We start from the raw sequence: 11,446 nt of genomic DNA, 5'->3' as shown, positions 1-11,446 counted from the left end.
CTCGACAATTCAAGTATAAAAGAATGAGGAGTTTGCGTGTTTTTTTATGCACACAAAATTTTGTTTAAACCCCAACAAATATTATAGAGCCTAAAAAATGACCCCCCTTAACGTTTTTATAAATCGTTAAAGGAGATCATCATTCATCATTCTAAACCGCCCTGCTTGCGGTTGTTTTCACTCAAATGAATACCTCAACTGTGACTATTTATTGCGGCATTTTCTGGCCCCATGCAATGGCCGATGCCGTCGGTATCAGCAGCTTTCCGGTGTACCAGTATTCGTAGCCGTGCGGAATGATGAACCGCAGCCACAGGAAGCGATGGCATTTGGATTATCAATCGTAAATCCGCCACCCATGAGTGATTGCTTATAATCAATCACTGTGCCTCTCAGGATAGGTGCACTTTCCTGATCGATAACAAAGTCAATGCCGTGCTGGCTAAGTTGGATATCATCTTCTTTTAATTCATGATCAAAGCCCATGCCATAGGACAAACCGCTGCACCCGCCGCCGTGTACGGCTACACGCAGTACTGCTCCTTCTTCCTCGTTTTCCTTGATCATTTCTTTTATTTGAAAAGCTGCTGCTTCCGTAATTATTACAATTTCCTGTTCTTGCAATGGAACCCCTCCATTCCTTGATCTTTATTATTAGTATATACCTGAAATGGCCCCTTCTCAACCCATCCGCTCTAAAAACCAAGCTGTCTAGACGGATGAATAAGCAGAAGAAGACATAGCTTATTCCTCACAACTACAGGGTGAACGAGGATGGCCAAAGGAAAAACCGGCCCTTAATAAAAGCCGGCTGCTCCATCAAAACATCGGATTCTCTTCTAAGTACTGGTAAATATTATCAACAAGTGCCTCAGCAGTCTCTCCCTCGACCGGCTCTCCATTCACTAAAGCATACAGCCCTTCCGCACATCTTGTGCAGTAACCTAGGCAGCCATACTCAATTACATCTAAGTTAGGGTCTCTTTCTAATATCTCAAGCGCCCGCTGCGCGCCATTTGCTAAATTGCTGATACAGAATTCGACAATCGGTTTCATCGTTTTCACCTCTAGTCTCTATTCTACTACCACTTTCACCTGCTGAAAAGGTCAAAACTTCTCGCTGAAAATTCATTAAGTCGGTTGTGAAAAACGCCACATTTAGTTATACTCAACTTGGCAGAATAAATCATTACCTATTTAATGTATCTAAGCAAATGAACTCTTAAATACGCATTGGACAAAAGGAGAACTACATATGAAGAATCTAGTGTTGCTTGGCGGTGGTTATGGCAATATGCGCATGTTACTGAGGCTATTGCCAAACCAATTACCTGAAGATGTGACGATTACATTAGTAGACAAATTCCCATATCATAGCTTAAAAACCGAGTACTATGCTCTGGCAGCGGGAACCGTATCTGATCATGAAGTGCGCGTCTCTTTCCCTGAGCATCCGCGCTTAAAATACGTGTACGGGGAAGTAACAGAAATTGATTTGGACAATAAACAAGTGGTCATTAAAGATAGAGAGCCTGTTCCCTACGATGATTTAGTCATTGGTTTAGGCTGTGAAGATAAATATCATAACGTGCCGGGTGCAGCTGAGTACACTCACAGCATTCAATCTATCGACAAGTCACGCGAAACATACCGGACGCTTTCGAACCTGCCGGCCGGCTCTAAAATCAGCATTGTCGGTGCTGGATTAAGCGGAATCGAGTTAGCGAGTGAGCTTCGTGAAAGCCGCCCAGATCTTGATATTAAATTATTTGACCGCGGTCCTCGTATATTGAAAGACTTCCCTGAACGGCTAAGTAAATACATTCATAAATGGTTTGTCGACCACGGGGTAGAAGTGATCAACAATGCTAATATCACAAAAGTAGAGCCAAATGCCATTTATAATCACGAAGACGCCTATGATACCGATGCAGTCGTATGGACAGCCGGCATCCAGCCGAACCATGTAGTACGCAGCATGCCAGTTGAGAAGGACCGCTCGGATCGGATTAAGCTGACTCAATATCATAATCTCCCTGGAGACGAGCATGTATACGTAGTCGGTGATTGTGCCAGCCTGCCTCACGCACCAAGCGCCCAGCTTGCGGAAGAACAGGCTGAACAGATCGTACAAGTTCTTTTGAAGCGATGGAAGGGAGAACCGCTCCCTAAAACGCTGCCAGAAATCAAGCTGAAAGGTGTGCTTGGATCTCTCGGTAAGAAACAAGGCTTTGGCTTTGTAGCAGACCGCGCCATTACCGGACGCGTGGCCCGCTTCTTGAAATCGGGCGTTCTCTGGATGTACAAGTTCCATAATGGATAATCGTTAAATGAATACACGAATCCTAGACAGGTCCATGCACCTGTCTTTTTTCTTTCCTAAAAACTTATAAATCTTCTCCTGCTTGCTCATACTAAAGCAAGAAGTCTCGAAGGTCGCTATTGTGCTTCTCTTCCAGAACAGCAAGCTAAGAAAGGAGCTTTGTCATGAAAAAAGAAAGATTCAAAAAAGGATGGCGCTCTCCCTCTAAAAGTGAGCTTGCCGCTTTACTAGAGAAGTGCTCGGAGTCGTCCGACTTTGTGACTTTCAAGTTTCATGAACAGTCTCCCTTTGCGATTTCTTATTATCAAACATTAGTAGATAAAAAGGTGCTACAGACGAGCGTTCTAGATACCTTGAAAGAAAAAGAAAAAGAATGGTCGACTGTTGAGGAGATAAAAGAAGCCGTCCCTATTGAAAATATGACGATCACAAGCCAAATTTCAGATATCCGGGACAAATTAATGAGCGGGCATATCCTTATTTATAAAGAGGAAGACCCTTCGGAGTGCCTGCTTATCTCGGCTGCCAATGTTCAGGCGAGGCAAATATCAGTGCCTGAAACCGAGTACACGGTTGTCGGACCAAAAGAGTCTTTTGTTGAATCTATTGAGACGAATGTTACGCTCGTCCGTAAACGGCTGCCTACGCCTGATTTCAAAACCAAAGAGCTTACAGTGGGAAATGTGACGAAAACACGTGTCATGGTTGTCTATATTGATGGGATTGTCTCACAGGAGAACGTGAATACAGTCATCCAGCGCATCGACGACATTACTTACGACAAGATTGTAGATGCTTCATTTATTAACCAAATGATTGCTGATAATCCGAGCTCTCCCTTTCCACAAATGGTAGATACGGAACGGCCTGACCGGGTCGCAAGTGACTTGTCGGAAGGAAAGGTCGCTATTCTTGTCGACGGCTCACCGAGCGCACTAACCGGGCCAACGACGCTAACGGAATTCTTCACAGCGTTTGAAGATTACTTCACGATTTGGGAGATGGCCACGGTTTTCCGTCTCATCCGCCTATTCGCGATTGTGTTTTCCGTTTTATCAACACCGCTTTATGTCGCTGTTTTAACGTATCATTACGAGGTCGTTCCACAGGATGTCTTAACGTCGTTATTTGCCTCGCGTGCAGGCATTCCCTTTCCTCCTCTCATGGAGGCCATCATTCTGGAATTGACGATTGAGCTGCTTAGAGAAGCAGGCGCGCGGCTGCCCATAAAGGTCGGCCAAACAATCGGTATCGTAGGCGGTATCGTTATTGGAACAGCCGCTGTTCAGGCGGGAGTAACGAGCAATATTCTGCTGATTATTGTCGCCTTGGCTGCTCTCGCTTCCTTTACGACACCCGTTTACCAGATTAGCAACGCCGTTCGGCTGATTCGCTTTCCGTTTTTGATTGGCGCGGGCCTGCTGGGCTTTTTCGGAATAGCCATCTGTTCCGCTATTTTACTGGCACATCTACTGAAAATCAAATCACTTGGACGTCCTTACTTGGCTCCCGTCTATCCGGTTCGGCTGAAGGACTTAAAGGATGCTTTTATACGCTTGCCCTTCGATAAGCAAATCACTCGTCCGATGGAATTGCGGCCTGAGCAGCCTTTTAAATTCAGGCCGAAACCAAAGCCTAACACTAAAAACGACTTAGATATTGATGAATAATCATTTGGAGGAAAGACCATGCTGCCTTTACCCGGTGAAGATAAACAGGTTTCTCCTTACCTTGCTTTCTACGTAATTGTAACCGTACAAGTAGGAGTAGCCATTCTTAGTTTTGAAAGCAACCTCGTGAAGGATGCCGGACAGGATATGTGGATATCCATTTTGATGGCTGCCGCGGCTACTCATGTTCTCATATGGATGACATACCAGATATTGAACAAAGGAGAAAATGACGTTACTGTTATCCACCGTCAGTTATTCGGAAAGTGGATTGGAGGCTTGCTGAGCTTCTTATTCATCATGTACTTGTTTATGATTTTTGTGTTAACACTTCGCACTTACATTGAGGTGATACAGCTCTGGATGTTTCCACAAATCCAAAACTGGTATGTTGCCCTGATCATTGCAGCCATTGTCTATTTGTATGTGATTGGCGGCTTTCGGATCGTAGCCGGTCTATGTGTCATTAGCTTCTTCCTCACCATTCCATTAATGTTGTTGAAAGTATTTCCACTCATGGAAGGCTTGATCACTTATTTATTTCCGATATTCGATTACCCCATCACAGCGTTAGCCAAAGCAGCTAAGACAATGGCTCTTAATTACTCTGGATTTGAAATCCTATTCTTCTGCTATCCGTTCTTTAAGCAGGCACCGCAGTCCCATAAATGGGCACAGTTAGGTTCCGCAGCCTCCACCTTCATCTACTTAGCTGCTGCACTTGTTTCGATTATGTATTTCACAAAAGAGCATCTAGCTGAGGTCTTTTGGCCTACCCTTACATTATGGAAAATTGTTGATCTCCCTTTCATGGAAAGGTTGGAGTATCTAGGCGTAGCTTTATGGCTATTTGTCATCTTGCCTAACTTGTGCTTATACCTTTGGGCAGCTACCCGGGGCTTGAAGCAATTGTTTGCCATCCGTCAGAAGAAGAGTCTTGTATTTTTCTTATTTCTGGGAGTTCTTTTTTGCGCCTTCCTGAGAGAACCAGCATACACTGAACGGCTATTGCGTTTCATTAATGAAGCTGGCTTGTATGTGATGTATATTTACATTCCTTTTTTATATGTATATCAGCTCATTTACCACAAATTGAGGGGACAACGATGAAAAAAGTGTTATTTTGGACCATCTTTGTATTAGTTATTGTATTCAGCCAATCGATTGATCCGTCTATCCTGGAGGATACACAGCTGATTACAGCATTGGGGCTTGATTACGTTGATGAACAGATGGTAAAAGGTACAGCCACAGCGCCGCTTTATCCGCCAGGACAAGATCCAAAACCGATTCCTGTTCATTTTACCGCTACGGCTCGTACACCGCAAATTGCGGTACAAGAGTTTCAAAGAGAGTCCCAGCGTCCTCTTCGAGTCGGACGCATGGAGGTTTATTTATTCAGCAAGGAGTTAGCCAAGCATGGCATTCGAAAGGTTATGGACCCCGCTGAACGCAGTCCTCAGCTCGGAAGGGACTTACAAGTGGCACTAGTGGATGGAAGCGCAGAAAAGATGCTGGTCTCTTCTTATAGGAACGGGGAAATGCCTTCTTCCTATATTATGGACCTGTTAGAGAAGAACGTAAAGACTCTGGCTCCCTCAACGGAACTTCATAACCTCATGAATCAGCTGGATGGATTTGGCCAAGACCCATTCCTACCTATTCTCGAACAAACAGAAGAACATATTCGCTTTACGGGATTAGCCATTTTTAAAGATGACCAGTACATAGATGAGCTTTCCTTTAGAGAAAGCTATCTATTCAGGGTCTTATTTGAACGCTCAACAAGGGGATATTATGAAGTCAGCTACAAGGGCCATTACGTTGCCCTCATGAACGTTGCTTCCAAGCCAGACTATCAATTTAACGGACCGCAAGAACGCCCTCGATTGACGATTCAGTTATCAGTGGAAGGTCGATTATCAGATGCCGCTGGCTTGCACTTAGATAATCACGGAGAGATCAAGGAACTAGAACAGGCATGGGCAAGAGAAATTAAGAAAAAGACAGAAAGACTTACCAAACACTTTCAAGAACTGGGCGCCGACCCGCTTGCCATTGGTTCAAAAGCAAGGAGCCATTACCGGAGTTTCAATGAAGCGAAGTGGGAGGGAACCTACCCGACGATTCCAATAGAAGTACGTGTAGACACAACCATTCAGAATACAGGTCTTACACGATAGAAAAGACTGCCTGTTGCTTTCAGGCAGTCTTTCTCTTTCCCTTGGCCCTGCTAATTAAGCTAGGTTCAAGGCAATGTATTTAATTTCTAAATAATCTTCAATGCCATAGCGGCTGCCTTCACGGCCAAGTCCGCTTTCTTTATAGCCGCCGAACGGAGCTTGCGCTGTTGTCGGTACACCGTCATTTAAGCCGATGATCCCGTATTCAAGCCCTTCTGAAATTTCTACAGCTTCTTTAATATTTTCACTGAAGACATACGCAGCAAGGCCGTATGGAGAGTTATTCGCGCGCTCAATCACTTCTTCATTCGTCTTGAACGGCGTAATCGGTGCCAGCGGGCCAAATGTTTCCTCATTCATACAGATCATATCATCTGTGACATTCGTGATCACAGTTGGCTCAAGGAAGAAGCCCTTTTCTCCTTCTCTCTTCTGGCCGCCAGTTAAGACATTCGCACCTTTTTGTTTTGCATCTTCAATTTGGCTGACTACTTTAGCAACTGCCTGCTCATCAATTAGAGGACCGATATCCACGCCTTCGTTCAATCCGTTGCCTACGTTCAGCTTTTCTACTTCCTGCTTGAAGGCTTCAGCGAACTCCTCTTGAACAGACTCATGAACGTACACTCTGTTCGCACAAATACATGTTTGTCCTGCATTTCGGAATTTAGAAGCGATCAGTTCCTTTGCTGCCTTCTGGATATCTGCATTTGCTGTGACAATGTACGGAGCATGGCCGCCAAGCTCAAGAGAGATTTTCTTCACAGTATCTGCAGCACTGCGCATAAGGAGCTTCCCAACTTCTGTAGAACCTGTGAAGGATACTTTTCGCACACGCCCGTCCTTCATCCATGCCTCGCTGATTTTACTTGCGCTTCCTGTAACAATATTGATGACGCCTTTCGGAATGCCTGCTTCTTCTGCAAGCTCTACTAGACGAATGGCTGTAAGCGGTGTTTGTGTAGCCGGCTTCACCATAACCGTACAGCCAGCCGCCAAAGCAGGTCCTACCTTTCTTGTAATCATGGCTGCCGGGAAGTTCCATGGCGTAATCGCTGCCACGACACCAACCGGCTCTTTGCGCACGAATAGACGCTTATGCGGATGGGAAGCTGGAATCGTTTCTCCATACACTCGCTTTCCTTCTTCCGCAAACCAGGCCAGGTAGCTGTTCGCGCTTGTTACTTCACCAATTGCCTCTTGAAGCGGCTTCCCCTGCTCCTGCGTCATAATCTGGCCGATTTCCTCTGTATGCTTCTCGATTAGATCATGCCATTTCATGATATAGCTTGAACGCTCTCCTGCTGTCAGCTTGGACCAGGATTTAAATGCTTCATAGGCAGCATCTGCAGCCTGCTCTGCTTCTTCCGTTCCACCGTTTGGAATCGTAGCAATAACATCGTTTGTAGCAGGGTTAATCACATCGATTGTTTTTTGAGCACCTACCCACTCACCGTTAATATAAATTTTCCAATCCTTCTTTTCCATTTCGCTCTCCCCCTATTCTTTATTCTCCACGTATTTTCTTACCTTTCGTGCAGCCGATGACTGGCTAATGCCAAGCTTCTCTGCCAGCTTGTAGGTCGATGGCTCCTCACTGTACGCTTCTACAATGAGCTTCCGCTCGAATTCCTCTATAAGCTCCGGCAAGGTTGCTTGCGGTTCTCCTAAGCCCTGCTGGTGCATCTCCGGCGGCAAATCAGCTAAAGTGACGATTTCATCGCTCGTCACGACTAGCCGCTCGACCATATTTTCAAGCTCACGGATGTTGCCCTTCCACTCAAATTGCAGGAAGGCGTCCAGCACTTTCGGCGAAAAGTGAACATTACTTTCATGCATCTGGTTAAAATAATCCAGAAAGTGATACGTCAGCGGAATAATGTCTTCTTTCCTTTCACGGAGCGGCGGCACCTCAATCGGCACGACATTTAGACGGTAATACAAATCTCTCCGGAAGCTGCCCCGGTCGACCATTTGCTTTAAGTCTTTATTCGTCGCTGCGATAATCCGTAAATTTAACGAAATCGGCTTCCTGCCGCCAACCGGACGGATTTGCTTTTCCTGGAGCACATGAAGCAGCTTGCCTTGAGCAGCAAGCGGCAGCTCCCCTACTTCATCTAGAAATAAGGTGCCATTGTTAGAAAGCTCAATCAGCCCCTTCTTTCCCTCTCTAAAAGCGCCGGTGAAGGTTCCGCCCTCATAGCCAAACAGCTCTGATTCAATCAGCTGCTCTGGCAAGGCAGCACAGTTGATTTCATACAGCGGCTGTTCTCGCCTTTCGCTTAACTGGTGGATGGAGCGTACAATCTTGCTTTTTCCAACTCCCGTTTCCCCTAAAAGCAGTACGGTAGAATTTACTTTAGCAATCTTGCGTACGAGAAGCATCACCTTCGCCATTTGTCCGCTTTTAGAAACAAATCCATCAAACTCAAGCGGCTCCTTCAACACTTTCTTGTATGTAGCCAGCTCATCTTCCATCTCTTCAATTTTGTTGCGAAGCTGCATCATCTCTGTTAAGTCACGCGAATAACTGATCACGCTCTTCAATGAACCGTCTTCATGAAAAACAGGTCTCGTGCGTACATGATAGTAGCGCCCGTTGCCAGATGTTTGAAACAATTCAACCGGCTGCAGGTTTTCAATAACTTTCAAGGTCGCGGACGGATAGAAAATGCCCATTTCCTCCAAGTCTTTTACATGTTTACCGACCAGGTCTCCCGCTGTGTTTTCATAATTTTTCCGGCACGTCGCATTGACACGGATCACTACACCTTGCGCATTCGTGACAAGGATTTCATCAAACGACAATTCAAAAATATCAAATAACTCTTCGTACACGGAATCACGGGCTTGGTTCATAATAAGTTCCTCCTGAGCAGCATTACTTGTATTATAACAAACAAGCGCTCAGGAGATAAACTCATCTACTCGGCATCAAACCTGTACGGACTGACGTGATACTGCGGCTTCCAGTGATTCCTCTAAAATATCAAGACCTTCTTGTGCTTGTTCGTCCGTAATAACGATCGGCATCAGCAGGCGAAGAACATTACCGTATGCACCCGCGCTCATCAGAAGCAGTCCGCGTTTATTCGCTTCTTCAATAATAAAGGAAGTCAGTTCTTTGTTCGGTTCTTTTGTCTGGCGGTCTTTCACGAGCTCCATGGCACACATAGAGCCAAGTCCCCGGACATCACCAATTGCCTCATACTTCTCGGCAAACTGGCGAAGACGGTCCATTACTTGTTTACCTAGTACTTCAGCACGTTCATTTAGCTTCTCTTCCTCAATAATGTCCAGAACGGCAAGGCCTGCTGCACAAGCCAGCGGGCTTCCAGAGTATGTGCCACCCAGCTCTCCTGGAGAAGATACACTCATGATTTCCTTGCGGCCAATTACACCGCTGATCGGCAGGCCAGCTGCCATTGATTTTGACACTGTGATTAAGTCAGGCACGACATCGAAGTGCTCCATGCCAAAGTAACGGCCCGTACGCGCAAAGCCCGCTTGGATCTCATCAGCAATGAAAACAATGCCGTGTTCCTGACAAATGCGGTATACTTCTTGTACAAACCGCTTAGACGGAACGATAAACCCGCCTTCTCCTTGGACAGGCTCCATGACAACGGCCGCAATGCTCTCCGGTGCTGCATCATTTACGAAGAAATCATGAAGCTGCTGAATAATTAAATCCTCATATTGCTCCTCCGTTACGCTGTCGGGACGGCGATATTGGTATGGGTATGGCGCTTTATACACTTCAGGAGCAAACGGGCCGAATTCATATTTATAAGGCTTTACCTTGCTCGTCATCGTCATCGTAAGAAGCGTGCGCCCATGATAGCCTCGTGTAAATGAAACAACCCCTGAACGCTTTGTATATTTACGGGCAATTTTGATTGCATTTTCAACCGCTTCTGCTCCGCTGTTAAAGAAAATTGTTTCTTTCTCATGATCTCCCGGTGCGATTGCAGCCAACTTCTCAGCCAGCTCAATATAAGGCTCATACATCATCACATTAAAGCCCGGGTGTATATACTGGTCCACCTGCTGATGAAGAGCCTCGGTTACTTTTGGATGGCAATGGCCTACATTCATAACACCAATAGCACCTACAAAATCAATAAATGTATTGCCATCTACATCACGGATCAATGCTCCTTCCGCCTTCTCAGCGAAAGTCGGCACACCATTGGCTACCCCCTGCGGAACCGCTTGAACCCTTCTTTCTAATAACTGTTTTGCTTTCTCTCCTGGCAAGTTTCCTGTCACTTTAGCAAATTTTCTAGTCATTGTAATCCCCCTTATCTTTAATGGAAAGACTTATGCAAGATATATAGCAAGAAGTGTGCCAAAGCAAAAGGCAGGCCAGGCAGCTATTTTTAAATCCACACGGGGTGCTTTTAAGTCACTTTTGACTTCATTAAGTCAAAAGTGACTTACCCGCTTAACTCTTCCATGTTTTTATAGCCATACTTCTCCATCTCTTTATAAATTTCCTTCAACTTCGGATTTCCCTCGCCGACAATAACCTCTTCAACCAGCACGACTGGATAAAACATATCTTCTTCAATGACTCTCTTGGCAAATGCCCTCTTTTTTTCATCATCTGGAGGAGATTGAAGATCAATATAGCTCATTATAAACGGCTGATTCGGGTACTTTCTGCTGATCGCCGCCTCAAGCCATTCATACGTCTCTCTCGAAGACGGCAGGTGGACGCAGCTCGCACACAGTTCCTCCATACCATACACCGTGATTTCGATTTCTTTATTCATCGTTTTCCCTCCCTTATCCTTCTTCTCATTGTATCAGGAAGCCTCCTGTTCCGAAATAAGCGAATGTATTCGCTGAAAATGTTTATCAATCAATGGATTTTTTTCATTATAATTATTATAATAAGAGGAGAACGTGAGAAAGGAGTCGATTACCATGGAACAAACACAACAAATGGAAGAACAAGTACGTGAAGTGTTAGATAAATTACGCCCATTCCTGCTCCGTGATGGAGGAGACTGCGAACTAGTAGATGTAGAGGACGGTATCGTTAAACTTCGTCTGCTTGGCGCATGCGGCTCTTGCCCAAGCTCTACTATCACTCTAAAAGCCGGCATCGAGCGTGCATTGCTTGAAGAAGTACCAGGCGTCGTTGAAGTAGAACAAGTCTTTTAATAATAAAGAGGCTGGGACATAACCAGTCTCAAAAAGGTTCCAAGCAATAAAATTTTGCTTGGAACCTTTTTTAATAGATTATTTTTATCGTCTGCTAT

General features: G+C 45.2%; 10 protein-coding genes and 1 pseudogene. 5 read left to right on the top strand and 6 right to left on the bottom strand.

Going from position 1 to position 11,446, the window contains the following annotated elements:
* Window positions 1-255 precede the first annotated feature (255 nt).
* Both QY97_RS18185 and QY97_RS18180 read right to left on the bottom strand, forming a co-directional pair.
* Window positions 256-624: a HesB/IscA family protein gene (locus tag QY97_RS18185; RefSeq protein WP_039231328.1), complete on the bottom strand. Its 369-nt coding sequence runs from the start codon at window positions 622-624 to the stop codon at window positions 256-258.
* Window positions 625-819: 195 nt separating this feature from the next.
* Entirely contained in the window at window positions 820-1,056 is a 237-nt protein-coding gene (locus QY97_RS18180) for a YuzB family protein (protein WP_039231325.1), read from the bottom strand.
* A gap of 199 nt (window positions 1,057-1,255) precedes the next feature.
* On the opposite strand from QY97_RS18180, the gene QY97_RS18175 reads away from it, so the two are divergent.
* The 4 genes from QY97_RS18175 (at window position 1,256) to QY97_RS18160 (ending at window position 6,176) form a co-directional block, all read left to right on the top strand.
* Window positions 1,256-2,323, top strand: coding sequence for an NAD(P)/FAD-dependent oxidoreductase (locus QY97_RS18175; protein ID WP_039231322.1), 1,068 nt, complete (start codon window positions 1,256-1,258; stop codon window positions 2,321-2,323).
* 164 nt (window positions 2,324-2,487) lie between these two features.
* Window positions 2,488-3,993, top strand: a complete 1,506-nt coding sequence (locus QY97_RS18170) for a spore germination protein (protein WP_039231319.1) — start codon at window positions 2,488-2,490, stop codon at window positions 3,991-3,993.
* A gap of 18 nt (window positions 3,994-4,011) precedes the next feature.
* A complete protein-coding gene (locus QY97_RS18165; protein WP_039231316.1) occupies window positions 4,012-5,103 on the top strand; it encodes a GerAB/ArcD/ProY family transporter in 1,092 nt (363 codons plus the stop codon).
* Window positions 5,100-6,176: a Ger(x)C family spore germination protein gene (locus QY97_RS18160; RefSeq protein WP_039231313.1), complete on the top strand. Its 1,077-nt coding sequence runs from the start codon at window positions 5,100-5,102 to the stop codon at window positions 6,174-6,176. The genes QY97_RS18165 and QY97_RS18160 overlap by 4 nt, the downstream gene beginning before the upstream one ends.
* A 54-nt stretch (window positions 6,177-6,230) precedes the next feature.
* Here the strand turns inward: QY97_RS18160 and QY97_RS18155 are convergent, their stop codons facing one another.
* The 4 genes from QY97_RS18155 to QY97_RS18140 all read right to left on the bottom strand — a co-directional run bounded on the left by QY97_RS18155 (window position 6,231) and on the right by QY97_RS18140 (window position 10,954).
* Window positions 6,231-7,664 carry an NAD-dependent succinate-semialdehyde dehydrogenase gene (locus QY97_RS18155; protein ID WP_039231310.1) on the bottom strand — a complete coding sequence of 478 codons (1,434 nt, stop codon included), beginning with the start codon at window positions 7,662-7,664 and terminating at the stop codon, window positions 6,231-6,233.
* Window positions 7,665-7,676: 12 nt separating this feature from the next.
* Window positions 7,677-9,035: a sigma-54 interaction domain-containing protein gene (locus QY97_RS18150; RefSeq protein ID WP_039231307.1), complete on the bottom strand. Its 1,359-nt coding sequence runs from the start codon at window positions 9,033-9,035 to the stop codon at window positions 7,677-7,679.
* A gap of 75 nt (window positions 9,036-9,110) precedes the next feature.
* Window positions 9,111-10,469 (bottom strand): 4-aminobutyrate--2-oxoglutarate transaminase, encoded by a 1,359-nt coding sequence (gene gabT, locus QY97_RS18145; protein ID WP_039231304.1) that lies wholly within the window; start codon window positions 10,467-10,469, stop codon window positions 9,111-9,113.
* A 146-nt stretch (window positions 10,470-10,615) separates the two neighbouring features.
* Window positions 10,616-10,954, bottom strand: a complete 339-nt coding sequence (locus QY97_RS18140; RefSeq protein ID WP_039231300.1) for a YuzD family protein — start codon at window positions 10,952-10,954, stop codon at window positions 10,616-10,618.
* A 92-nt stretch (window positions 10,955-11,046) separates the two neighbouring features.
* On the opposite strand from QY97_RS18140, the pseudogene QY97_RS18135 reads away from it, so the two are divergent.
* A pseudogene (locus QY97_RS18135) lies at window positions 11,047-11,348 on the top strand (NifU family protein).
* Window positions 11,349-11,446 lie beyond the last annotated feature (98 nt).

Origin of the sequence: Bacillus thermotolerans, from assembly GCF_000812025.2 — a bacterium.
GTDB lineage: Bacteria > Bacillota > Bacilli > Bacillales > Domibacillaceae > Quasibacillus > Quasibacillus thermotolerans.
This window is presented reverse-complemented; position numbering and strand designations above follow the sequence as displayed.

Bases quoted from the DNA above. Each gene is read 5' to 3' on its own strand.
- QY97_RS18180 (WP_039231325.1), bottom strand. From the start codon at position 1,056: ATGAAACCGATTGTCGAATTCTGTATCAGCAATTTAGCAAATGGCGCG.
- QY97_RS18175 (WP_039231322.1), top strand. From the start codon at position 1,256: ATGAAGAATCTAGTGTTGCTTGGCGGTGGTTATGGCAATATGCGCATG.
- QY97_RS18170 (WP_039231319.1), top strand. From the start codon at position 2,488: ATGAAAAAAGAAAGATTCAAAAAAGGATGGCGCTCTCCCTCTAAAAGT.
- QY97_RS18165 (WP_039231316.1), top strand. From the start codon at position 4,012: ATGCTGCCTTTACCCGGTGAAGATAAACAGGTTTCTCCTTACCTTGCT.
- QY97_RS18160 (WP_039231313.1), top strand. From the start codon at position 5,100: ATGAAAAAAGTGTTATTTTGGACCATCTTTGTATTAGTTATTGTATTC.
- QY97_RS18155 (WP_039231310.1), bottom strand. From the start codon at position 7,664: ATGGAAAAGAAGGATTGGAAAATTTATATTAACGGTGAGTGGGTAGGT.
- QY97_RS18150 (WP_039231307.1), bottom strand. From the start codon at position 9,035: ATGAACCAAGCCCGTGATTCCGTGTACGAAGAGTTATTTGATATTTTT.
- gabT (WP_039231304.1), bottom strand. From the start codon at position 10,469: ATGACTAGAAAATTTGCTAAAGTGACAGGAAACTTGCCAGGAGAGAAA.
- QY97_RS18140 (WP_039231300.1), bottom strand. From the start codon at position 10,954: ATGAATAAAGAAATCGAAATCACGGTGTATGGTATGGAGGAACTGTGT.